This window comes from Corynebacterium sp. L4757, assembly GCF_043673995.1.
GTDB lineage: Bacteria > Actinomycetota > Actinomycetes > Mycobacteriales > Mycobacteriaceae > Corynebacterium.
Window position 1 is genome coordinate 202,165 of sequence record NZ_JBIMEN010000001.1, and the last position, 23,480, is coordinate 225,644.

At 52.6% G+C, this 23,480-nt stretch carries 21 protein-coding genes; 5 read left to right on the forward strand and 16 right to left on the reverse strand.

What is annotated here, in order from left to right:
* Positions 1–222: 222 nt before the first annotated feature.
* Positions 223–1,635, forward strand: a complete 1,413-nt coding sequence (locus ACG98I_RS00900; protein ID WP_394717654.1) for an L-serine ammonia-lyase — start codon at positions 223–225, stop codon at positions 1,633–1,635.
* Positions 1,636–1,734: 99 nt separating this feature from the next.
* Here ACG98I_RS00900 and hisS read toward each other — a convergent pair whose 3' ends face one another.
* The 3 genes from hisS to tpx form a co-directional block, all read right to left on the reverse strand.
* Entirely contained in the window at positions 1,735–3,015 is a 1,281-nt protein-coding gene (hisS, locus tag ACG98I_RS00905; RefSeq protein ID WP_394717655.1) for a histidine--tRNA ligase, read from the reverse strand.
* A gap of 6 nt (positions 3,016–3,021) precedes the next feature.
* Complete coding sequence (locus ACG98I_RS00910) at positions 3,022–3,669, reverse strand: MBL fold metallo-hydrolase (RefSeq protein WP_394717656.1); 648 nt, start codon at positions 3,667–3,669, stop codon at positions 3,022–3,024.
* Between the two features lie 105 nt (positions 3,670–3,774).
* Positions 3,775–4,272, reverse strand: coding sequence for a thiol peroxidase (tpx, locus tag ACG98I_RS00915; protein WP_394717657.1), 498 nt, complete (start codon positions 4,270–4,272; stop codon positions 3,775–3,777).
* Between the two features lie 181 nt (positions 4,273–4,453).
* On the opposite strand from tpx, the gene ACG98I_RS00920 reads away from it, so the two are divergent.
* The 3 genes from ACG98I_RS00920 to ACG98I_RS00930 all read left to right on the forward strand — a co-directional run bounded on the left by ACG98I_RS00920 (position 4,454) and on the right by ACG98I_RS00930 (position 6,437).
* Positions 4,454–5,311 carry a peptidylprolyl isomerase gene (locus ACG98I_RS00920; RefSeq protein WP_394717658.1) on the forward strand — a complete coding sequence of 286 codons (858 nt, stop codon included), beginning with the start codon at positions 4,454–4,456 and terminating at the stop codon, positions 5,309–5,311.
* Positions 5,312–5,567: 256 nt separating this feature from the next.
* A complete protein-coding gene (locus ACG98I_RS00925; protein ID WP_394717659.1) occupies positions 5,568–5,924 on the forward strand; it encodes a hypothetical protein in 357 nt (118 codons plus the stop codon).
* A gap of 222 nt (positions 5,925–6,146) precedes the next feature.
* Positions 6,147–6,437 (forward strand): hypothetical protein, encoded by a 291-nt coding sequence (locus tag ACG98I_RS00930; RefSeq protein ID WP_394717660.1) that lies wholly within the window; start codon positions 6,147–6,149, stop codon positions 6,435–6,437.
* A gap of 86 nt (positions 6,438–6,523) precedes the next feature.
* On the opposite strand, the gene ACG98I_RS00935 is transcribed toward ACG98I_RS00930, so the two are convergent.
* The 13 genes from ACG98I_RS00935 to ACG98I_RS00995 form a co-directional block, all read right to left on the reverse strand.
* Positions 6,524–7,117, reverse strand: a complete 594-nt coding sequence (locus tag ACG98I_RS00935; RefSeq protein WP_394717661.1) for a DUF421 domain-containing protein — start codon at positions 7,115–7,117, stop codon at positions 6,524–6,526.
* Positions 7,118–7,228: 111 nt separating this feature from the next.
* Positions 7,229–9,379, reverse strand: coding sequence for a bifunctional metallophosphatase/5'-nucleotidase (locus tag ACG98I_RS00940; RefSeq protein WP_394717662.1), 2,151 nt, complete (start codon positions 9,377–9,379; stop codon positions 7,229–7,231).
* A 235-nt stretch (positions 9,380–9,614) separates the two neighbouring features.
* Positions 9,615–11,906 carry a RelA/SpoT family protein gene (locus ACG98I_RS00945; protein ID WP_394717663.1) on the reverse strand — a complete coding sequence of 764 codons (2,292 nt, stop codon included), beginning with the start codon at positions 11,904–11,906 and terminating at the stop codon, positions 9,615–9,617.
* Positions 11,907–12,002: 96 nt separating this feature from the next.
* Positions 12,003–12,551 (reverse strand): adenine phosphoribosyltransferase, encoded by a 549-nt coding sequence (locus ACG98I_RS00950; RefSeq protein WP_394717664.1) that lies wholly within the window; start codon positions 12,549–12,551, stop codon positions 12,003–12,005.
* A gap of 101 nt (positions 12,552–12,652) precedes the next feature.
* The gene (locus tag ACG98I_RS00955) at positions 12,653–14,341 is read right to left on the reverse strand and encodes an ABC transporter substrate-binding protein (RefSeq protein ID WP_394717665.1); all 1,689 of its coding nucleotides are present in this window, start codon (positions 14,339–14,341) and stop codon (positions 12,653–12,655) included.
* A gap of 206 nt (positions 14,342–14,547) precedes the next feature.
* Entirely contained in the window at positions 14,548–15,702 is a 1,155-nt protein-coding gene (gene secF / locus ACG98I_RS00960; RefSeq protein WP_394717666.1) for a protein translocase subunit SecF, read from the reverse strand.
* Positions 15,703–15,704: 2 nt separating this feature from the next.
* A complete protein-coding gene (gene secD, locus ACG98I_RS00965) occupies positions 15,705–17,660 on the reverse strand; it encodes a protein translocase subunit SecD (RefSeq protein WP_394717667.1) in 1,956 nt (651 codons plus the stop codon).
* Positions 17,661–17,965: 305 nt separating this feature from the next.
* Positions 17,966–18,394, reverse strand: a complete 429-nt coding sequence (gene yajC, locus ACG98I_RS00970) for a preprotein translocase subunit YajC (protein ID WP_394717668.1) — start codon at positions 18,392–18,394, stop codon at positions 17,966–17,968.
* Between the two features lie 120 nt (positions 18,395–18,514).
* Positions 18,515–19,594 carry a Holliday junction branch migration DNA helicase RuvB gene (gene ruvB / locus ACG98I_RS00975; RefSeq protein WP_394717669.1) on the reverse strand — a complete coding sequence of 360 codons (1,080 nt, stop codon included), beginning with the start codon at positions 19,592–19,594 and terminating at the stop codon, positions 18,515–18,517.
* Between the two features lie 24 nt (positions 19,595–19,618).
* Complete coding sequence (ruvA, locus tag ACG98I_RS00980) at positions 19,619–20,254, reverse strand: Holliday junction branch migration protein RuvA (RefSeq protein WP_394717670.1); 636 nt, start codon at positions 20,252–20,254, stop codon at positions 19,619–19,621.
* Positions 20,255–20,342: 88 nt separating this feature from the next.
* Positions 20,343–20,903 carry a crossover junction endodeoxyribonuclease RuvC gene (gene ruvC, locus ACG98I_RS00985; RefSeq protein WP_394717671.1) on the reverse strand — a complete coding sequence of 187 codons (561 nt, stop codon included), beginning with the start codon at positions 20,901–20,903 and terminating at the stop codon, positions 20,343–20,345.
* A 179-nt stretch (positions 20,904–21,082) separates the two neighbouring features.
* A complete protein-coding gene (locus ACG98I_RS00990) occupies positions 21,083–21,835 on the reverse strand; it encodes a YebC/PmpR family DNA-binding transcriptional regulator (protein WP_394717672.1) in 753 nt (250 codons plus the stop codon).
* A gap of 122 nt (positions 21,836–21,957) precedes the next feature.
* The gene (locus ACG98I_RS00995; protein WP_394717673.1) at positions 21,958–22,797 is read right to left on the reverse strand and encodes an acyl-CoA thioesterase; all 840 of its coding nucleotides are present in this window, start codon (positions 22,795–22,797) and stop codon (positions 21,958–21,960) included.
* Between the two features lie 147 nt (positions 22,798–22,944).
* Here ACG98I_RS00995 and ACG98I_RS01000 point away from each other — a divergent pair, with 147 nt between their 5' ends.
* Entirely contained in the window at positions 22,945–23,418 is a 474-nt protein-coding gene (locus ACG98I_RS01000; protein ID WP_394717674.1) for a DUF3817 domain-containing protein, read from the forward strand.
* Positions 23,419–23,480 lie beyond the last annotated feature (62 nt).

The following is a 23,480-nucleotide window of genomic DNA, read 5'->3' on the forward strand; positions in this document are numbered from 1 at the left end:
TTCCCCGTCTCCCCTGCTCATCGCCTTAACGCGGTGGGCAATTTTTTATGGATCTAAGCGAATCTGATACACCTAGACTTTGGCAAATTAATCAATCTAAGAAGCGTTAGAATGGCGATAAACACTAAGCACTTCCTGCGTTAATCAAGGTGCTAGTGACTAAGAATAAATTTCCCCAATTGACTTTAAAAATTTCCAATCAAGGTAGAAAGGCGGCATTGAATGGCTATTAGTGTCGTAGATATCTTCTCAGTCGGCGTCGGCCCATCGTCATCACACACCGTTGGACCAATGCGCGCCGCAAAAAGTTTCATGGAGTCTCTACCCCAGGCTCCCGCAAAAGTTCATACCGAACTGCGCGGCTCCTTGTCCGCAACCGGTAAAGGCCACGCCACCGACCGCGCCGTTATCCTCGGCTTGGCCGGGTGGACGCCATTGACAGTGCCAGTGGATGCTGAGCCAGCAGCAGGCAGCTTCATTCCTTCTGAAGGCAACATCTCCGGTCCGTTTGGCCATGTGGAATATTCCATCGCTTTTAATAATGAACCAGTCCCGGAACACCCCAACTGCCTCATCTTCAGTGCATGGGATGACAGCGGCAATGAGATTGCAACTAGCATGGAGTATTTCTCCGTCGGTGGCGGATTCGTGCTCTCGCGTGCTGAATTAGACGCGCAATTTGCTGAGAATCAAGAAGTCCCAGCGGGTATGGCTGCTGCACAGAGCGAAGACAACACAATTCCTTATGAGTTCACCACGGGTGACCAGCTCTTAGATTTGTGTGAACGCCATGGCATGACCATCTGGGAGATCATTGCTGCCAATGAAGCGGTACTGCACCGAGCTGATGGTGGTTTGGACAAGGTCTACGCACACCTAGATCTAGTCTGGGATGTCATGCGAGAGTGCGTGACTGATGGCATTTCCACGAAAGGTATTTTGCCCGGCGGCCTTCGCGTTTCACGACGTGCACCACGCCTATATGCCCAGTTACTGGAGCAGCAAGACGACCCTTCCTCCGGATTTTCCGCGATGGAATGGGTCAACCTTTATGCGCTGGCTGTCAATGAACAAAATGCTGCCGGTGGCCGCGTTGTAACTGCGCCGACCAATGGTGCCTGCGGCATCATCCCAGCGGTGTTGCACTATGCGCGTGATTTTATCGAAGACTTCACTCGCGAATCAGCCCGCCGGTTCCTGTTGACCGCTGGTGCTGTCGGCATGATCATCAAGCAGAATGCTTCAATTTCGGGTGCTGAGGTTGGCTGCCAAGGCGAGGTCGGATCCGCTTCTTCGATGGCCGCTGCCGGTCTGGCGGAAGTTCTGGGTTCTACCCCAGCTCAAATCGAGAATGCGGCAGAGATCGCTCTGGAGCATAACCTCGGATTGACCTGCGATCCGGTTGGCGGTTTGGTCCAGATTCCATGTATTGAACGCAATGCGATTGGTGCTGTGAAGTCCATTAACTCAGCTCGCCTGGCGCGCATGGGTGAAGGAACCCACCACGTCACCCTCGACAACGCTGTACAAACTATGGCCGAAACGGGGCGCGATATGCACACCAAGTACAAGGAAACCTCCATTGGCGGCTTGGCCAAGACCTTAGGTCTATCCGTCTCCCAGGTGGAGTGCTAGAAAACGGCTCCCCCTAAAACCACACGAGGCGCCGTGAATGACTTTCATACATTCACGGCGCCTCGTTTACTTTTAACAAGTTACTGGCGCAGGGTCATTTTATGCCAGTTTTTGCTTAAGCACCGAGACAATATCGGAATTGGCGATATCCTCTTGCTCATGAGCCTGCAGATCTTTCAGGGCCACGGTGCCGTTTTCTAGTTCCTGGTCACCCAAAACCAGAGCGTAACGCGCACCAGCGCGGTCAGCACCTTTCATGGCGCCCTTCAAGCCGCGATCGCCATAAGACATATCGGAAGAAATACCCTCCGAGCGCAGATCGTTGATAATGCCGACCATCTTTTTCTTAGCTTCCTGTCCCAGAGCCACACCAAAGACCGCGGCACGCTCATCAACGCCGGGGATGGTCTTGCCTTCAGCTTCCAAAGCGAGGACAGCTCGGTCAACGCCAAGTCCGAAGCCAATGCCAGATAGTGCTTGGCCGCCCAGTTGCTCCATCAGGCCGTCATAGCGGCCACCGCCGCCAATGCCTGATTGGGCACCCAAACCGTCGTGGACGAACTCGAAGGTCGTCTTGGTGTAATAGTCCAGACCGCGAACCATACGTGGGTTAATCACGAATGGCACGCCCATCTCTTCGAGCAATGATTTCACTGTCTCAAAGTGCGTGGAGCACTCTTCGCAGAGGTGATCGAGCATCAAAGGTGCATCCGCTGTGGCTTCTTTAATCTCAGGACGCTTATCATCGAGCACTCGCAAAGGGTTAATCTCTGCACGGTGACGTGTTTCTTCATCCAAATCAAGATCAAAGAGGAATGCCTGCAGCTTCTCACGATAACTAGGGCGGCAATTACCACAGCCCAGCGACGTCATTTCAAGGCGGAATTCAGTGAGTCCCAGTGCCCGGTAGCCACGATCTGCAAGAGCAACTACTTCCGCGTCCAGCGCCGGATCATCCACGCCAATGGCTTCCACGCCAACCTGCTGCAGCTGGCGGTAGCGCCCGGCTTGCGGACGCTCATAGCGGAAGAATGGTCCATAATAAGCAATCTTTACTGGCAGCTGGCCACGGTCCAGGTTGTGCTGGATAACCGCACGCATAACACCTGCCGTGCCCTCTGGACGCAGTGTCACACTGCGGTCACCGCGGTCGGCGAAGGTGTACATCTCCTTGGAGACCACGTCTGTGGATTCCCCCACGCCACGTGCAAAAAGCGAGGTATCTTCAAATACCGGCAGCTCAATATGCGAATAGCCCGCTAAGTACGCTTGACCGACCAAGGTCTTGCGCACTGCGTCGAAAGTCGCTGACTGCGGCGGAACATAATCAGGCACGCCTTTTGGTGCTGAAATGGCTTGAAACTGCTTTTTATCACTCACGATTATCTAGATTACCTTCTCTGGGTTAAGGAGAAACCCATTGGTCTTTCTTTCCGCACGCATGGTGGTAGTCGGGCCATGGCCGGGCAATAGCGTGAGGTTATCGCCTAATGCGTCCAGCACCTTGTGTAAGGATTTCTGCATTGCCTGTGGATCTGAATGCTCTAGGTCTGTACGTCCAATCGAGCCCTTGAATAAGACATCGCCGGTCAGCGCAAAATCATCTGACACAATTACGACGCATCCTGGCGAATGACCTGGGCAGTGCAAGACCTCAAATTCCAGACCGACAAGCTGCAGCTTCTCCCCCTCCCCCATGCTCCTAACATCCTTGATCGGGATCATTGAAGCGGCATCAAAGAGTACTAATGATTGCGGTGACACACCCCGGCCATCCTCCAACATGAAGGCATCAGCGGGATGAATGTAGACCGGAATGTCCAGCCGCTTCGCTAAGTCGCCGGCCTCACGCGTATGGTCCAAGTGCCCATGGGAAAGCACAATTGCGTCAATGACAAAACCATGCTCAGCAGATAATTCCAAGACCTTGCTCATCGCATGCATGCCGGGATCTACCACAAAGGCGTGGCCGTCATTTTCCACAATGTAGGTGTTGGTTTTGTATGGGCCTGCTCCAAAGCCAAGAATTTGCATGCTTTTAAGCTTATCGTCTAAGTCCTCAAACCAGGCAACAAGAAAACTCCGATGCCCCCAGAAAATACTGGGTTCATCGGAGTCGACGAAAAGCGCGAGGCTTATTTACTGCAGTGCAGAAAGTGCTTCATCATAATCAGGTTCGGTGGTGACTTCATCTACGAACTTAGCGTAGACAACCTTGTGGTCCTCATCGGTGACAATGACGCCGCGGGCCAGCAGACCAGCTAGTGGGGAGTCCTGCAGGGTTGCGCCAAAGTCTTCACCGAAGGAAGAACGGAAGGCGGAAGCTGCGACAACGTTGTCCAAGCCTTCAGCTGCGCAGAAACGATCCAGTGCGAAAGGCAGGTCCTTCGAGATACATAGGACAACGGTGTTGTCCAAGCCATTAGCCTTCTCATTGAAAGAACGGGTCTGCGCTTGGCACACGCCGGTGTCAATGGATGGGAAGAGGGAGATAACCAGGCGCTTGCCTTCGTAGGCCGCCGGGGTGATGTCTGAAAGGTCGGTTCCAACTACGGTGAAATCTGGGATGGATTCGCCCACTGCTGGCAAGTCGCCTGCGGTGTGCGCTGGGTCATTATTGAAAGTTACGTTAGCCATGTCCCCGACGATACTGACCTTTAAGCTTTTGTGCCACGAATTGGTCATCGTCCAGCGTCATCAAATCTCACAGGGCTGCTTCACCCCTTGTTGCTCGCTCGCGCTAGAATCAGTCCGAGAAACTGGCGCAGGTTTGCTTGCCAGGTGTTCGTATTCAACGACTAGCTAAGGACCACCCACGGTGACTAGTAATAAAGAGCGTGGCGAAGAAGCCCTCAATCAACTTCAACGTGAAATTAAATCACGTGACCGTAAGGAAAAGGCACGTCCCTTCGGCGTTGTTATTGCCTCCCTGGTAGCGATTCTGGCTATCGGCGGCGGTATTACCTACATGGCTACCCAAAGCAATAATGACGAAGAGGTCGTAGCTGAGGATCAGGCCACGGATGCTGAAACTGCTCCTGAGGAGCAGGAGGTCATCACTCTGTCTGGTCAGCGCGAAACACCACTCGAAGGCACCGTGCAGTGCGAGTACAACGAGTCCGGCGAGGCAGCTAATGATGCGACTGTCCCTGATGGATCAGACGTGTCCACTGAAGGAACCGTAACGGTCAACTTGACCACCAACCATGGTGAAATCCCGATGGAGCTTGACCGCCAATTGGCTCCTTGCACCGTCAACGCCATTGCTGACTTAGCTGACCAGGGCTACTACGATGACACCATCTGCCACCGCATGACCTCTGGCGGTCTGGCAGTCTTGCAGTGTGGTGACCCAACCGGTTCTGGTTCCGGAGGCCCTGGATTCCAATTCGCAAATGAATATCCGACCGATGAGCTCGCCGATGATGCGCCAAGCCAGACCATCTACCCTCGCGGTTCCATCGCAATGGCTAACGCGGGCCCCGATACGAATGGTTCCCAGTTCTTCCTTAACTATGCCGATTCTACTTTGGCGCCTGATTACACCTACTTTGGTGACATCACCGAAGAGGGCTTGGAAACCTTGGACGCAATTGCCGAAATCGGCATCGAAGGCGGGCAGCCAGATGGTGCACCAGCTGAAGAAGTACGGATTGAATCTGCGAGCGTTGCCTAGCCCCTCAATCAAAATCGTTTCTCTCGAAATGTATTAAACAGATCCCTGTTGGCTTAACAAAGCCGCAGGGATTTATCTTTATTCAACCCACCGACCTTGAGCGGAAAACAACTTTAGGAAGCTTTCCACAGCCCACAGCACATTAGTGTTACGTATCACACTCTTTGAAATTCTTTGCAGAAGCCTTGCAATCCCCTTGGAGTCACGTTAACATCATCTCGTCTACTAGAACCCACGAAGTCTGAAGGATTTCATCATGAAGCTTTTCTCCCGCAAGGCACTCGTTGCTGGTGCAACCGCAGTTGCAATCTCTTTCGCTGGCACCTCTGTTGCTACCGCTCAGGACAATGAAGACGCCGTCACTACCCAGGACGAGACCACCCAAGAAGAGGGTACTCAAGATGAGGGCAGCGACAACGAAGGTGAAGAGAACACCAACGACGACGAAAACAACAACGATAACGCTGATGGCAACAAGGACGACGAGGAAGAAGATGACCTCTCCTCCGATCCTAAGGAAATCACCGCTTGGATCTCCGTATTCACTGCTGTAATTGGCGCACTGGGCACCCTGTTTACCTTCGCTAACAAGCACTTCGACTTCATGGCATAATCTCACATCTCATTAACTGAGATTTTGCCTTAAAGCTGCCTGAGCAATCATGCCAGGCAGCTTTTGCATGCATATGCATTGCTATTTCGTCCACCTCTATCAGGCTGCCCCTGTTCGAGTGTGTGAGGTTGAACCAATTACGGATATGTAGTTTAGAAAATGAAGACATTCTAGTAGACTATCTCTGAGCACTACACATCTGAATATTTAAGGATTCCCTACATGTCTCTTTTCTCTCGTCAGGCACTCGTTGCTGGCGCTACTGCCGTAGCGTTGACCTTCACCGGCGCAGGTATTGCAAATGCACAGAGCAGCTTCCCTGGCAGCTCCGAATCCACCACTACGGAGGAATCCAATAACACCGATATTTCCTCCGAGGATTCCTTCGTCTACAACCTGTTCATTGGTTCCACGAATGATGATGGCGAGCTCGACCCTAAGGCGTTCACCACCTGGATCAACACCATCAACTCTTTGCTTCGCACCATGGACAGCTTCCTGTCGATTGCGTAAGAATAGCTAGAGACTAGACGCCAAAAGCTTCGGTTCCATTCTCCTGAAATGGAACCGAAGCTTTTGCGTGTTTTATAGATACCTTGCTATCTCGGTTGCTGTGGTGGTGCGTCGAGAAGCTCCTTGGCACCGCGAACGTCTTTGAGTATCTCTAGGTCAAGCGTGGCGCCCATACGGATTATGGAAACTTGGCCAGTTGCCTCAAGTATCATCGCGCGAACATCCTCAATACTGCCGATGCCAGATTTGCGCAAAGCAATCCGGACATCGTCCCGGGAAAAGTGCGATGCGCGCAGGCCATTAGTCACCAATGCGCCTTCGAAGATGAGTAAGATTGGCTCACCGTCAATGAGGCGACGAATACCGCTTTTATCCCGCAGTATTCCAAACAGCGCTTCAAGCGCCATGAGCGTTGAGAGACCAATGATTCCGGCAGCGACTGTAGGTGGATGCCCGAGAATGGCACGACCTGCGACTGCGCCAAACATAATGATGATGACTGCATCAGACGCTGACATCGAGGTAAGCACACGGGACCCGAAAAGCTTCACCAAGATCAGAAATGCACCATAGGTCAGCACCGCCGCTGCGATGATGATCGGAATTCGATAGGGCTCGATCGTCAGCTGGTGCCGTGCTTCTTCTAGTATCGAATCTGTCCATGTCACGTCATCAACCATACCCGTGGCAATCCTCAGGAAAGAGCTTAAGCGGTCCCTCCCCCTGTAAATCGGGTGAAGAACCGCTCCAGTGGTGTCCTCAGCTAGCTCATCTTTAGCTAAGCAGGCTTCTTAGAATTGGATAGGGCTAACAGCGTTAATCTGAGCGCGCACATCATTAATTGCGCGCTGCAGGTTAGCTGGAAGGATCTGGTCGAACTGACCGCTCAGACCGATGAATGCTGCGAGACCAGCGATAGCTGCGAGAGCACCAGCCAGTGCCCCGGTTGAAGAGCCAGCGGCTGAACCCAGTGCAGAGCCATCAGCAGACCCATCCGCGGAACCATCATTGGACTCGGAAGGCTCTTCGTCTTCGCTTTCCTCGAAACCTAAGTCTTCCAAGGAAACGGAAAGTTCAGTACCAATGTCGGTGGAAATGGTGACGAGGTCCGATGCTTCTGCGTCTTCTGGAATAGTCAGTTCTACAGCTGCACGTCCGTACTCGTTGAGTTGGGAGTCTTCCTCGGCATTCCAAACGGAATCAATGTCAGCAGTCTCAGAATCTTCACCAATAGCAACGGTTGCAGTGGTTGCCTGTGGGTCTTCTGGAACGGTGTAGTTCAGGGAGGTCAGGTTAAAGGTAACGGTCTCACCTGCTGCTACCGTGCCATCAACGCTAATGCCGACGTCGGTCTGGCCATCCTGAATCTCAGCACCGGCCTCGATATAGTCATTGAGTACTGCATTATCCATGTACCCAACATCGGTGAGATTCTGAACATTTGCCAGGGATGCGAAGTTGTCGCCGCCTTCAAACAAGAACGTGGAAGTAGCAACCGTGTAGTTGGCTGCTGGGTCTAGTTCTTCGCCATTGATGGTTGCAGAGATAACGCGCTCACCCTGTTCAGCCTCAGGATCATAGGCGTACTCGAAACCAGCAGACAGGCCCAAAGCCAAGCGCGGACGAGAGCTGTCTGGCTGCCACTGCGCTTCCAGTGCGTCCAAGATATCCTGGCCCGTCAAGGTGCCGTATGCAATGGAGTTACCGAATGGCTGAACAGTCAGAACATCTTCATAAGTGACATCGCCAGCTGGCAGATCAGCGCGAACACCACCAGCATTCATGATTCCCAGGTCGATGTCAGCGCCAGTAGCGTTGGCAACGGACTCACGGTTTGCATCGGCAATCAGCGAGTTCAGGGTGGACTCAACACCACGGTTGCTACCAGAATCCGCACCCTCATCCCGTCCACGGAAGGTTGCAGCATCCATGGTGCCAACGACTTCAGCACCGAGTACTTCTGCCTCTGCTTCTGCTTCAGCAACACGCTCAGCTACCTCGGCAGCTGGCGCAAGTGCCTCAACCTCAGGCATGGAGCGGTCGTACTGCTGAATATCGATGGACTCGATCTCACCGGTGGTCTTATTAAAGCGGATGTCTGCGTCCTGCAGAACCTTGCCGTACTCGTGGCCCTGTGCCCAGTGAAGGGGCAGTGCACCCTCGCGCTCCACGGTGCCCTGGCTGCGTGCGTGGGAGTCACCACCGAAGAGAATATCCACATTGTCGTTGAAGCCCGCTGCATATTGCTCAGCATCTTCATGCATCAGAGCAATCACGATGTCAGCTTCGCCAGAGTCCTTCAGACGGTCAGCTTCGACGTTGGTTGCTTCTACTGGATCGCTGAATTCAACACCTTCAACAGCAGAAGGTGAAACCTTATCTGCGGTCAAGGTAGTTACGGTACCAACAAAGCCAACCTTCACGCCGTCAACTTCCTGAACGTAGGAGGCATCCAACAGTGGCTCGCCGTTAAGAGTGACGTTTGCGCCCAAGATTGGGTAGTCAGATGCAGGGATGATGCGCTGAAGTAAGTCATCATAGCCTTGGTCGAATTCATGGTTACCCACAGCGGAGACGTCAACGCCGAGCATGTTGAGGACGTCCAAGGTTGGCTCATCATTTGCAATCGCGGAAACGAAAGCGGTACCACCAACGTTATCGCCGGAGGTGGTCATGAGGTATTCCTGGTCCTGGTTCACGTACTCGATCAGGGACTTAAGCTTCGCTGCGCCCATCTGGTCACCAGCGCCTGGCTCATCAGTTTCTGCAGGGCTCAGGTGACCGTGGAAGTCAGTGATGTTGGTGACTGAGAAGTCAGCGATATCATCATCCTGGGCGATGGCGTTTGGTGCGCCAACAACGATGGTGGCGGTGACGGTGGTGGCTGCCAGAAGGCGGCCAAAACGGCGGAACTTAGACACGAGTACTCCTGTGAGGATCATAAGAAATTGCTTACAGAACCGTTTATAACGTCTTTGCCACAAAACGGCAGCGCAAGTATAAACCCCCACCTGCATTTTTACTTTAAATCTTGAAACAGTTCACCCGATTGAAACCTCCCCGAAACATGTTTGTCCCCAAACTATCCCCCCACGGGGGTACCAGCACCGGGAGGGAAACTGAGATTAACCTGTGGAGAAAATATGCGCCCCGTCGCTTCTCCACAGGTCGATCAACCTAGGCGGTGACGCGGTAAACGTCGAAGACGCCTTCAGTGTTTCGCAGCGTAGTCATTAGTGCACCCAGCTGCTTCGTGTCGGAGACGGAGAAAGTGAATTGCAGGGTCGCAATGTGGTCATCGCCTCTGCTCGAACGCATAGAAAGCACATTGAGCTTCTGTTCCGAGAAAATCTTGGTGACCTCAAAGAGCAGTCCTTGACGGTCCAAAGCCTCCAGCTGCAATGTGGCTGCGAAAGCACCCGAAGAAGCTTTACCTTGCGCCCACTCCACTCGCATCATGCGTTCTGGTTCGCTCTTGAGCTTCTCAGCATTAGTGCAATCAACGCGGTGGACAGATACCCCGCCGCCACGAGTCACGAACCCGAAAATTTCATCACCTGGCACTGGCTGACAGCATTTGGCGAGCTTTGCCAACACGTCTGGACTGCCCTCGACCAAAATGCCAGAGCCACGCTGAGAGTCTTCAGTCTGCTGAGCTCGGGAATTCTCCAGTTCAGTAAGAGGAGTCCGCGATGCCAATGCATCAACAGCATCATCTTGGTCACCAAACAGCGCCATTAGCTGATTGGCTACGTGCTGTGCAGATACGTGTCCAGCACCAATGGCTGTGTAGAGCGCATCAACATCAGCAAAGTGCAGCTGCTCCGCTACCTGTTTCATAGAAGTAGCAGTAAATAAGCGGTGCATTGGCAAGCCACCACGCTGGACTTCAGACGCCAGCGCATCTCGACCAGCTTCTAAGTGCTCTTCACGTCGCTCCTTGGCAAACCATTGGCGCACCTTTGCCTTCGCGCGTGGCGAAACCAAGAATTCCTGCCAGTCCCGGGAAGGGCCGGCATTAGCATCTTTCGAAGTAAAGATCTCAACCTTGTCACCGGACTTCAACTCCGATTCCAAAGCAACCAATTTGCCGTTGACCTTCGCTCCAATACAGCGGTGCCCCACCTCAGTGTGGACTGCATATGCAAAGTCCACTGGAGTAGAACCAGCTGGCAATGTCACCACATCGCCCTTTGGAGTGAATGCAAAGATCTGTTGCGAGGTTAGGTCATAGCGCAGCGAGTCCAAGAACTCATTCGGATCGGCCGCTTCTTTCTGCCAATCCAACAGCTGACGCATCCACGCCATCTGGTCAACTTCTTCACTATTACCGGAGTTCTTGCCCTTCATCTCCTTGTATCGCCAGTGCGCCGCAACACCAAACTCTGCGTTATAGTGCATCTCATGCGTACGGACCTGGACTTCCAGGGTGGACTCCCCTGCTATCACCGTGGTGTGCAGTGATTGGTACACGCCAAAGCGTGGTGAAGAAATATAGTCTTTGAAGCGACCTGGCAAGGCTTGGAAGAGTGAGTGCACGACGCCGATAGCTGCGTAGCAATTATTGACGTCATCCACCAAAATTCGGATGCCTACCAGGTCAAAGATCTCTGCGAAGTCACGGCCACGGACAATCATCTTTTGGTAAATGGACCAATAGTGCTTTGGTCGGCCCATGACCTCAGCTTCAATTCCATTGTCCTTCAGCGCGGAGCTGACCTGGTCCTTAATCTCCGCCAAAGCACGGTCACGCGATGGCGCGCGGTCTGCAACCATACGCACAATCTCGTCATACTTCTTTGGGTACAAAATAGCGAATGCTAAATCTTCAAGCTCCCACTTAACATTCGCCATACCCAAGCGGTGTGCGAGAGGCGCAATCACGTCCAACGTCTGACGCGCCTTCTTCGCCTGCTTTTCTGGCGGCAAAAAGCGCATGGTGCGCATATTGTGCAACCGGTCAGCAACCTTGATGACCAGCACACGTGGGTCATGAGCCATGGCCACAATCATCTTGCGGATGGTCTCTGCTTCCGCTGCGGCGCCCAATGCGACCTTGTCCAGTTTGGTCACACCGTCCACCAGACGGGCTACCTCGGGACCAAAATCCGCTGTGAGGTCTTCCAGCGAGTAATCAGTGTCTTCCACAGTGTCATGCAACAACGCTGCGATGACGGTTGTAGTGTCCATGCCAATCTCAGCGGCAATCGTGGCAACAGCCAGCGGGTGCGTGATATATGGCTCCCCAGACTTGCGGAACACACCCTCATGCAGCTTTTCCGCCGTGGAATAGGCATTGTTGAGGGTTTCTACGTCCGCACGTGGATGAAACTGCCGATGGATGGATAGCAAAGGATCCAGGACCGGATTGACCTTGACGCGACCCCCAGTCAGCGACCGCGCGAGACGCGCTGACATGCTGCGAACACCACTGCTCGCCGGGCGTTTCGTAGACCTATTATTCGTCATGTGCGCCCTTTCACTCACTACATAGCCGGCGATACAGAAGAAAAATGACTCTTTTCTTCATAAACCGAACTCTTAATGAATCTAGTTTAGCGCGTCTTAATTCGATGTGGCATTCAGCACACTAATTGGGAGGTTGCCAAATTTCTCACGGCCTCCCAATCCAGCTACTTCCAAGACCACAACCGCGCCAACAACCTCTGCTCCAGCAGACTCCAGCAACTTACGAGCACCCGCCAAGGTACCGCCGGTTGCCAGAACATCATCAACCAGTGCAATCTTTGCGCCTTCAATGATCGCCCCATCTGCGGGGATCTCCAGTGCTGCGGATCCATACTCCAATGAGTATTCCTGGTGAAGTACTGGTGGCGGCAGCTTACCAGCCTTGCGTACCGCCAGGATTCCGGTACCAAGTTTGTAGGCAGCCGCAGACCCCAGGAGGAATCCACGCGCGTCCAATCCCGCAAGGAGGTTGGCACCGAGCTTCTCGCACTCCTCAGCAAGACCATCAATCACCATGGAAAATGCGTCCGCATCTGCCAGAACTGGGGTGAGATCTTCAAAAAGCACACCCTCTTCTGGAAAATCCTTAACGTAGCGGATTTTATCCTTGATGGCTTCTTGGGCATTGCTATACGGAGAGTTCACGTTGTATTACCTTAAAACTAAAAGAAGGGATTAAAAAGTTTTCTAAATAAATGGCCATATGAAGAGTATCAACTGAGCTTGGAACTTTCAGGATGGGACCATCACTCGGCTGATTCATCAGTGGGCTCGACATCTCGGATGAACCAACGGTCCATGTTCCAACCGATACCTGAGCTACCCGTGTAAGGAACTACATTTGCAATCTCCGGAGCGATGAAGAATGTATGCGGCTCAGCCGATAGCGGCAGTCCAGGAAGTTCTTCCCATAACTCGCGTTCTTCATCTCGTAGATCGTCTACTTGCGCCAAGCTGGCCGATGACACACCGTACTGAGTACGCGCATCAATCGGACCTAAGAATGCATCAATGCTAGGAAGCCAGGTCTCAGGGTCCATTTCGAGGAAGGCCGCAGACACGTTACCGCCGGTTACTTCCTCGACGTTAATTCCTGCTGGCTCACATTGCTCGCGGATAGATTCCACCATCGCACGCATGCGCTGATCTTCGCCTAGGTATCCAATACGGATGGTTTGACCTGCCAGCTGGCCCGCAGTTTCCATGTCAGTCCCATGGTGTTCTTCCACAACGCTGTTTAAGCTTCGTGCAAGTGGATCATTGTGATTAAGCGCGTGGGTATAGACCGGTGGAACCTCAACACCAGAAGTTTCTGAACTAACTCGCGCTACTTCATCTTGGTCGATACAAGCCGCAAACGACTCACGGGCCCATTGTTGTTCAAAGATTCCAGAATCAGAGAAGATCAAAGAGTCTGTCAGATCGCCAACAACAGACTCAACCTCAAAGTCTTGGCTCATGGTCTCTTCATCAAACCACTGTGGTTCGGACACCGCTGCATCAGCGACCATGAGATTTCCTTCACCAATGACTTCGTTTAAATCTGCCCCAATCGGCCAGACCACGATATGTTCCAAGGCTGCCTGATCGCCGTAATAACTCTCATTGCGCTTGAGCAGAACTTCGCCCTGTTCTCCTACCCTGTCAATCGAAAATGGCCCATAAGAAACGTGCATTTCAGGAATGAAGTTTTCAAGCCCAAAAGAAAAACGCCAAATCTCTGCCACTCGCTCCAACTGAATAGGATCTTGAGAGTACAAAGCAGTGACCAAATCTTCTTGGCTCATTTCGGCGCGCTCAGCAATTTTATGCGCGGGCATAATGGTCCCAGGCCCAAACATGTAGCGCCATTGCCCACCCTCGCCTGGTTGGAACTTGACGAGAAAGTGCTTATTTTCTGCAGCACATCCCACAGATTCCACTTGCTCCATCAAAGGCATATTGGAACCAAACTGGGATTGCATTAGGCCTGCTGTATACGCCAGTAGGAAGTCATCACAGGTCACCGCAGTTCCATCTGAGAAGTTTGCGTCCTCATTGATGGTGTAAAGGACACTGCGCTGGTCACCATCCATGGTTTCTCGCGCTGATACAAGATCAGTATTGGGGATGAATTGACCTGTTGGTCCAGGAACAAATGCTCCGGGGTACAGACGACCTGAAATCTGGGCTGCGATAGATGCCGTGCCGAATGCTGAACCGGCATTCACAGTGGTTAGTTCTGAGTTAGCCAGATATCCCGGAAACTCTGACGTTTCCATTTCGCTTGGATCCTTTTCCAGGTCGATCAGGGAATTCTCGCCGGATGAACAGGCGGTAAGCATGAGTCCTGAAGCTGCAATGAGCGCAACGACAGCACGAACTACACCAAAGCGACCATTGGCCCCAGTATGTGCCTTGTGTTCTACGCGCTTGCGCGCAGTCTTCTTACTCATACCCCACGTCTCCTTCACAAGCCCGGGATTTTACTACTGCATGGCTTCAACAACCAATGGGCTTTGAGTCCAAACAAATTGACTACTCTTTTAGCCGACGAATTCAAGAAATTAGGTGCGATCCTGCCACCTAAGTAAATCAGACAGCACCGCTAATTAACATGCGGTGCTGTCTAGAAGTCTTTAACCCGTTCTACTGTGCGTTGCTAGCGCCCCGGGCGCCACGATGAACCAGTATTTGAAACCTGTGTTCCTTCGAGGTTGGTCAACTGCTGATTTGGAGAAACGAATTGACGCTTCTGGTTTCCTTCATCATTTACGCCGGAGGCATCATCTTCACCCTCGACGTACTCGCGGGTTCCACGGTATTCCGCAACATCCTTATTATGCTGCTTAATCTCCTTCCGGCGATTAGCCAGAGTGGATACCAGCGGCGAGGCCAAGAAGATTGAGGAGAAGATACCCTCTAAGACACCGATCAGCTGAATCAGCGCTAGATCACGCAAGGTACCAATGCCCATCATCCACACCGCAACAACGAATAGCGCGACAATTGGCAGCGCAGAAATTACCGAGGTAGAAATCGAACGCATGACAGTCTGGTTAATCGCCAGATTGGTCTGATCAGCAAAGGTTCTTTGCCTCTGCCCCGTAATACCTTGCGTATTTTCATTAATCTTGTCGAATACGATGACCGAGTCATAGATGGAAAAGGTCAATACTGTGAGCAAACCGATGATGACAGCTGGAGAAACCTCAAGTCCGAACAGCGCGTAGATACCCGCGATGATCACGCCATCGGCAATCAGCGCCAGAATTGCAGCGAATGCCATGGTTCGCTGCAAACGAATAGCAACGTAGGCGGTTGCCAGCACCAAGAACACGATCATCGCGATGACCATGCGCTGGGTAATCGTCGAACCCCAGGACTCAGAAACCGTAGAAACACCCACGGCGTCAGGAGTTACTTCACCAAGCTCATTCTCTGGTTGGAAGTTTTCATAAATAGCCATCCGGGCAGAATCCGCTTGTTCCTGCGTCAGACGCTCAGAGTTTACTTCTAGCGTTGCAGAGTTGCCGCTACCGACGATCTGTACCTGCTCAGGCTCAACGCCCGTAGCGGTCTCAAACACCTCAGAGACGGACTGTTCTTCCAAATCGGCAGCCGGCAAGCTGACCTTGGTACCGCCCTCGAAATCAAGGGAGAGCGTAAAGCCGCGAATAGCGATAGCCGCGATAGCAACAACCAACAGTCCGATGGTTATGGAGTACCAAGTCTTGGAACGCCCGACGAAATCGAAGCCACCTTCATCAAGGTAGAGGCGATCCATGCGGGAGATTTTAGATTTATTGGAAGCCATGATTATTTCTCCTCATCCTGCGCATTATCGCTCTTAGGATTTGAGCCTGACTTGCTCGTGGAATCAGTTGATGAAACTGTCACTTCTGATTCATCACTTGAGGCAGTAGGTCCTACAACCGAACGAAGTTTATTCTCTGGTGCTTCTTCATCCTCAGCATCTACACCGGCCTTGGTGGCCTTCGAGTAGAAACCTTGCTCGCGGCGTTCTTCAACAAGTCCGTAGATACCGCCCAGACCATTCATCGATGGCTTCGCAAACACCGGACGTCGTGCCGCTAGCTGCATTAGTGGGGCCATAATGAGGAAGGAAACGACCAAGTCGAACACGGTGGTCAGACCCAAGGTGAACGCGAAGCCCTTAACTTCACCGACTGCCAGTAGGTAGACCACAACCGAACCAATCAGGGTCACAGCGTTACCGGTGACAATGGTTGCGCGGGCACGCTCCCAAGCCTTGGTAGCGGCCGAACGGAAGGTTCGGCCCTCTAGCAATTCATCCTTGATGCGCTCGTAGTAGACAACAAAGGAGTCGGCGGTAGCACCGATACCGATGACCAAACCAGCAATACCCGATAGGTCAAGGGAGTAGCCGATCCAACGGCCCAGCAGGACGATGGCGCCATAAGTCAGGATTGCTGCACCGGCCAAAGTAAGCATGGAGATCCCCGCCAGGGTGCGGAAGTAGTAGATGGAGTACGCAGCAACCAACAGCAAACCAACAATGCCGGCAATCAAGCCTGCCTGCAGCGCAGTTTGACCCAGAGATGGTGGGACGATCTCCGTGGTACCACCGGATTCGCCATCTTCACCTGTAAACGACAGCGGCAGTGCGCCATAACGCAGGTTATTCGCTAGGCTCTGCGCTTCCTCCTGGGTGAACTGGCCCGTAATGGAGGTGGCCGAGCCGTACGGAGTGGTGCCCTGGATAACTGGTGCAGAGATGACTGCGGAGTCCAAGGTGATAGCAATCTGCTGCTGGAGGTACTCAGTGGTCAGGTTCTGCCACGTCTCGGAACCGTTAGGGCCATCACCAGTTTGGAAGGAGAAGCTAATTTCCATCTGGCCGGTCTGTGGGTTCAAACCACCAGTAATTGGAGAATCAGTGTCGATCTCATTACCGGTCAGGCGGGTGCCCTCTGGATCGTCAACACCTGTCAACAGTGGAGCTGGATCCAACAGATATGGAGTCTGATTAGCGTAATCACAAGTCACAAATGGCAGAGCAGGGTCATCAGCACCAGCAAGAGGATCTGTGGTGGCATCACACTGCATCAAAGACAACGCAGCTGCCTGAACCGTTGGGTCTTCAGACTGACGGTCCTGCAGAAGCATCTCAGTGACTTCTCCACGACGCTCTGTTTGTTCAATGGAGTTCTCTGGCTCAGGCATTGGCTCAGCCGTCACCGTTGGTGCATCAGATGCCTCTTCGCCCTCTTCTTCAGTCGTTGGGTTCAACGCGTCATTGACCTGAGCCAGGACATCGTTCGCACGGTCCTCAGGGATGACGCCATACTCGACCCAGCGGTTAGCCATGTCTTCTAAGGTTTCCCCCAATTGGGCAGGGTCCGGCATCGGTTGCTGCGCGACTGGGCGGAACAGCAGCTGAGAGGTCTGGCCCACAGCCTGCGCCTGGGAGGTATCTTCACCTGGCACAGTAATCACCAGCGTGTTGCCGTTGGTCACTACCTCAGCACCGGAGACACCCATACCGTTAACACGCTGTTCCAGAATGACGCGTGCCTGTGCCAGTTGGTCCTGGGTTGGTTCTTCACCTTGCGGCACCAAGGTGACACGAGTACCACCTTGAAGATCGATACCAAGCTTTGGTGACAGGGAGCGGTCGCCGGTAAACAGCACGAATGCATAAAGGACGATCACGATAAGACCAAAAAGCGCGAGCGCGCGCTTTGGCCATGTGCGACTATTACTAGCCACACCGCGGTTAGGAGCGGACAAGACTAATCTCCCACTAATTGACTTTATTGATTATTAGAAATTCGATGGCCTGAACTCATTGCAGACCGAACACAAACCATCATCGTACGTCATTAACCTGGCATTGCCCCACCCAACCTGCTCAAATCCAGCTACTTGTGACTATTACAACGAATCTTCGACAAAACCCGGCCACCATTAAGCTCTGAACTGCACATATTCAACTGGATAAGACCTTTGAATACGCTGTCTGAAAGCCAAAAGCGTCTTGCAGTGACGTCATAAGTCACCACAAAGCGCTGGGCTAAGCGAAGTACTAAGTACCCTTAGTTTTTCGACTCAGGGCTTTCGCCGTAGTTACCTTCGCCATAATCACCGGAACCGTAGTTATCAGAATTATTTTCTGGGTGAATAGAGCGGTCCTCCAAGGATGCACGGTCAGCATCAGAACCTGCTGCAGGCTGTTGTGGCGCAACTGAAGGAGTATCTGCCTGGCCAATGGCTTCGGCGCTGCGCAAAATGCCCATGCGATCGAAAGTGACCACAACGTTAGGAGCAATCTCAAGGTCAACGCCATTTTCATACGTTGCAGATACGGTACCGACGATGCCACCGGCAGTGACTACGCGCTGGCCAGATACCAGACTCTGCTGAAAATTGACAACTTCACGTTGACGCTGGCGCTGCTTACGGCCAATCAGGATACTTGGCAAGAGGAAAAGGACAAGGATAATAGCGAGAAAGATTAATTCCATAATACTTCGAGTGTGCCAGAAGAATTAGCGGAAAGTTAATGCATAGAGGGCTTGTTCTCTACACGCGAACAAATTCGTGGATTTGTCCCCTAAATAGGTTCTGTACGAAATATCCTTACGCTAAAATAATCCCGCTGCGGTATCCGGAGGAGTAAGGCCCAGATGTTCCCAGGCCGTCTTTGTAGCAACACGGCCACGAGCAGAACGAGAGATCATTCCGGCACGAACCAAGTAGGGCTCGCAGACTTCCTCCACCGTTGAAGGCTCCTCGCCTACCGCGATAGCAAGCGTATTAACACCGACTGGACCGCCACCATGTCCTTTAATCAACGCAGACAGAACTGCGCGGTCGAGACGATCAAGGCCCTTGTGGTCAACGTCGAAAACTTCGAGCGCACCCTGCGCAGATGCCATATCAACGCGTCCATTTCCGTTGACCTCAGCAAAGTCTCGAACACGGCGCAGCAAGCGGTTAGCGATACGAGGCGTGCCGCGGGACCGCGAGGCAATTTCAACCGCCGCGTCCTTATCGATCTCCACCCCTAAGATGCGCGCGGCGCGCGTAACAACCCGCTCAAGATCGCCAGTGTTGTAGTACTCCATCTGCGCAGTAAAACCGAAACGGTCACGCAAAGGACCAGTGAGCATACCCGCACGAGTGGTGGCACCCACCAAAGTAAAAGACGGGATTTCCAGCGGAATCGACGTAGCACCGGGGCCCTTACCCACAATCACATCGATACGGAAGTCCTCCATGGCCATGTACAGCATTTCCTCAGCTGGACGCGCAATGCGGTGGATTTCATCGATAAAGAGTACGTCGCCCTCCATCAGGTTTGACAGCATCGCTGCCAAGTCACCAGCACGCTCCAGTGCTGGGCCAGAAGTCATGCGCAGACTCGTACCCATCTCCTGCGCGATAATCATTGCCATCGTGGTCTTACCCAGACCAGGAGGACCCGAAAGCAGGACATGGTCTGGGGTAACCCCACGATTCTTCGCACCAGTAAGAACCAAGGAAAGCTGCTGCTTTACTTTGGGCTGGCCAATAAATTCATCGAGCCCCTTTGGGCGCAGTGAGCGTTCAATATCGTGCTCACCGTGATGGGCTTCAGGCTCCACGTCATCATTGCGTTTCGACCCGGCTGCCTGGTTAGCGTCTTCGGGAAGTGTGAATTCTGTACGTTCTACGTCGGACATCTATTGCTCTTAACTTCTCAAGCTCTATTTGCTTCGGCTCAGTGAGGACAATGAGGCACGCAGAATAGTGGCGGTATCAACTGCTTCGGGGTCTTGGGATTCTGAAAGGTGAGATTCGACGACCGGGCGTGCGACCTTTTCTGTAAATCCAAGACCAATAAGTGCTTCCACGACTGTATCTGCCACTGCCCCAGCACCCACCGGCAATGCAGCACCCGCAGCGGGAGCACTAGCATCTGAAGAATCGGCTTTTTGAATAAAGTGCGCGACCTTGTCTTTAAGCTCTAGTGCCATGCGCTCTGCCATTCGCTTACCGACACCAGGGATGGTCTGCAGCTTCTTCGTGTCACCGTTACCAATCGCCGCAGCAATCTCTTCGGCACCGAGTACTGATAAACATGCCATGGCGAGCTTTGGCCCGAGGCCTGAGACAGCCTGCAGCTGGTGGAACATGGCGCGGTCTTCAGCATTAGTGAACCCATAAAGGGTCATGGCATCTTCTTTGACTGCCATTGAGGTCAGCACGCGTGCGTGTTCTCCCCTGATCAAGGTGCCCAACGTGACTGGCGTTGCCAAAAACTGATAGCCCACACCACCGCATTCGATAACCGCGTGGTCCAATTCAATGGTGAGAACCTCACCGCTCAAAGATGCAATCACGTACTTTCAGGCTCCTTTTCTTTTTCATTCCACCATTTAAGACTGTCAAAATTCTGCTGTAATTACTTCTCACAGCGAGATTTTAGGACTATTGCGCCTTGGCACGACGCTCAGCTTCTAGCTTCTTTAATTGCTGTTGCGCTAATTCAGCTCTTTGGATAACCGGAGCGCGCCAGCAGTGGCACACCGCCAAGGCTAAAGCGTCCGCGGCATCGGCTGGTTTCGGAGCCTCACTCAGTCCCAGAATCCGAGTAATCATGGACGTCATCTGTTTCTTGTCAGCACGTCCATTACCAGAAATAGCCTTCTTTACCTCTGAAGGCGTGTACATGTACACCGGGATATCACGCTTAGCTGCAGCTAGCATCAATACGCCAACGCCATGAGCCGTGTGTATCACTGTGGAGACATTTCCGCGCTCAAAAAGGCGTTCAATCGCTACGACGTCCGGCTTATAGTCATCCATCCATTCTTCAACTGCATTGGATAGACGCAGTAGGCGTTGTGAAAGATCTTCATCAGGAGGGGTTCTAGCGACCCCAACTGATACCGGAATAATGGCGCGGCCGCGGCCTGCTTGAACGACTGATAAACCACAACGCGTCAAACCTGGGTCAATTCCCATGACGCGCAGACCTTCAAGGTTCACAACTCACCGCCTTCTCCATGTTCTCACACATATGTTCTACCATAGCGCATCATGACACAAAGGCACCCACCGCCGATATCCGACGTGGGTGCATGTGCTCGCTATCAGCAGCAAGGTTGAGCCAACGGTTAGTTCGAATAAGCCCTAAGTTAATCAGTCAGTGATTAGCTCATCAGAGACTAGTCATCCAAGGCTGCGAGAACCTCATCAGAGAGATCCATGTTCGTGTATACGTTTTGGACATCATCTGAATCTTCCAGAGCGTCAATCAGTCGCAGAATCTTCTTAGCGTCCTCGACTTCCAGAGGAACCTCAACAGAAGCACGGAAGTCTTGGTCAGAATCTTCTACCTCAATATCAGCTTCCTGGAGTGCTTCCTTAACCGCCGCAATATCAGTTGGCTGGCATGTGACCTCGAAGAATTCACCGATGTCAGTGACGTCTTCTGCACCGGCTTCCAGAACCGCCATCAATACGTCATCAACGTCGAGTTCGCCCTTTTGAACCAAGACAACGCCGGTACGAGTGAACATGTAGGAAACGGAACCGGATTCACCCAGGTTGCCGCCATTGCGAGACATCGCGGTGCGAACCTCAGTTGCTGCACGGTTGCGGTTATCCGTCAGACACTCAATCAGCATGGCAACACCATTCGGGCCATAGCCCTCATACATGATGTTTTCCCAGTCAGCGCCGCCAGCTTCTTCACCGGAACCACGCTTACGAGCACGCTCGATATTGTCATTGGGAACAGAGGCCTTCTTGGCCTTCTTGATCATGTCATCCAGGGTCGGATTTGCCGACGGGTCACCGCCACCGGTTCGCGCTGCAACTTCGATATTCTTAACGAGCTTTGCGAATTCCTTGCCGCGCTTAGCGTCGTTCGCAGCCTTCTTGTGCTTCGTCGTTGCCCACTTTGAGTGGCCTGCCATTCAAGTAACCTTTCGTATTTAAGAAATTAACTCTAAATCAACTATACGTCCCTTTAGGTTTTTCAATGCTACTCCCCTAAAAATGGTCAATGACCGTCTGAAGAAAGTTTCACGTTAATTTCTTAATTTTTCTGACGGGTCAGACCTTCCTGAGAAAGCATCGCAACCAATTCACCTTGTTGGTTGAACACTCTGCCCTGCGTATATCCCACCCCATGAGCTGCAGAAGGCGAATATTGATCAACCAAAAGCCACTCATCAACCCTGACTGGACGCAGGAACCACATCGCATGGTCAAGGCTAGCGACCTGCAATTCTTGGGCGGGATGCTCCATTAAGGCGGTATAGAGCAATGACATATCGGATTGATATGCCAATGCCGCCTGATGCACCGCCTGGTCATCACCCATCTCACTTAAGTTTTTAAACCACATGTATTGGTGGCGGCCTTGTCCATGCGGATTCAATTGGGCATCGGAAAGCGCCTGCTCCGGCACTACGCGCAAGTCCCAGTCCTGCCAATCCAGATCACGCTTTGCCTGAGAACGTGGCCGAATCAAAAGGTGGTCAATCGAGTCCTCTGGTCCCGGGACTTCCGGCATAGCGTCAGAATGCTCGGGCCCTGAATCCCCCTCATGGTGGAAGCTAGCAGACATGATCATCATGCGCTTACCATGCTGAAACCCTTCAACACGACGCGAGGAAAAAGTTCGCCCGTCCCGGATGCGGTCTACTCGGAACTCAATCGGCAACTCAGCAATGCCGCCTTCAAGGAAGTAAACGTGCAGTGAGTGTGTGTTTTTGTCGGTGACGGTCTGCTGCGCGGCACACAAAGCCTGTGCCACGACTTGCCCACCGAAAGTGCGAACGAACGCTGAATTCACTGAAGGGCCAATAAAGATGTTCTCTTCAATCTGCTCTACAGCGAGCACATCATGAATTGTTTGATCGAAATGAGCCATCAATAATCTCTCCTTGAGTTTTCACTGAGCTATTCGCCCGGGTGGCTCAGTGCGGGTTTAGGTATAACAAATATGTGAGCAATACTAAGCCCTGACATACTCAGACCAGTGCGCCGGTTGCGGTAATTGTTGGATACCATGTTGGTTATGACGCCGAAGAAGCTACATAGAGTAGTCGCCTATCTCGAAATGTTCACCTGGACCTTCCTAATTATAGGGATGATCCTGAAGTATTCCGGAGTAACGGACGCGGTGACCTCAGTTGCCGGCGGTATCCATGGCTTTGGCTTCCTCTGCTTCGCATTCATCACGATTCTGGTCTGGATCAATAACCGCTGGCCATTCGGCATTGGCATCCTTGGTCTCTTTGTCTCCATTGTGCCGTGGGCAGCGCTTCCTTTCGCGCTATGGGCTGACCGTAAGGGCTTTTTGGAAGGCGGCTGGCGTTTTGCTGGTACTGATGACAAGCCACATGGTTTCTTCGACAAAATACTCGCCCAGGTTGTCCGCCACCCCGTGCGTTCCATCCTGATCGTGCTCGTAATCGTCATCATCGTGTTCAGCATTTTGCTGTACCTGGGCCCACCAGTAGATGTTGAGTCCGTCATCGAAGGCGAATAGCCCACTTTTCCTCAGTCCTGCCTGCGCGGTGCCGGCAGGACATTTTGTGGGTAAGGTACCCA

Bases quoted from the DNA above. Each gene is read 5' to 3' on its own strand.
- ACG98I_RS00900 (WP_394717654.1), top strand. From the start codon at position 223: ATGGCTATTAGTGTCGTAGATATCTTCTCAGTCGGCGTCGGCCCATCG.
- ACG98I_RS00910 (WP_394717656.1), bottom strand. From the start codon at position 3,669: ATGCAAATTCTTGGCTTTGGAGCAGGCCCATACAAAACCAACACCTAC.
- tpx (WP_394717657.1), bottom strand. From the start codon at position 4,272: ATGGCTAACGTAACTTTCAATAATGACCCAGCGCACACCGCAGGCGAC.
- ACG98I_RS00925 (WP_394717659.1), top strand. From the start codon at position 5,568: ATGAAGCTTTTCTCCCGCAAGGCACTCGTTGCTGGTGCAACCGCAGTT.
- ACG98I_RS00930 (WP_394717660.1), top strand. From the start codon at position 6,147: ATGTCTCTTTTCTCTCGTCAGGCACTCGTTGCTGGCGCTACTGCCGTA.
- ACG98I_RS00935 (WP_394717661.1), bottom strand. From the start codon at position 7,117: ATGGTTGATGACGTGACATGGACAGATTCGATACTAGAAGAAGCACGG.
- ACG98I_RS00940 (WP_394717662.1), bottom strand. From the start codon at position 9,379: ATGATCCTCACAGGAGTACTCGTGTCTAAGTTCCGCCGTTTTGGCCGC.
- ACG98I_RS00945 (WP_394717663.1), bottom strand. From the start codon at position 11,906: ATGACGAATAATAGGTCTACGAAACGCCCGGCGAGCAGTGGTGTTCGC.
- ACG98I_RS00955 (WP_394717665.1), bottom strand. From the start codon at position 14,341: ATGAGTAAGAAGACTGCGCGCAAGCGCGTAGAACACAAGGCACATACT.
- secF (WP_394717666.1), bottom strand. From the start codon at position 15,702: ATGGCTTCCAATAAATCTAAAATCTCCCGCATGGATCGCCTCTACCTT.
- yajC (WP_394717668.1), bottom strand. From the start codon at position 18,394: ATGGAATTAATCTTTCTCGCTATTATCCTTGTCCTTTTCCTCTTGCCA.
- ruvB (WP_394717669.1), bottom strand. From the start codon at position 19,594: ATGTCCGACGTAGAACGTACAGAATTCACACTTCCCGAAGACGCTAAC.
- ACG98I_RS00990 (WP_394717672.1), bottom strand. From the start codon at position 21,835: ATGGCAGGCCACTCAAAGTGGGCAACGACGAAGCACAAGAAGGCTGCG.
- ACG98I_RS00995 (WP_394717673.1), bottom strand. From the start codon at position 22,797: ATGGCTCATTTCGATCAAACAATTCATGATGTGCTCGCTGTAGAGCAG.
- ACG98I_RS01000 (WP_394717674.1), top strand. From the start codon at position 22,945: ATGACGCCGAAGAAGCTACATAGAGTAGTCGCCTATCTCGAAATGTTC.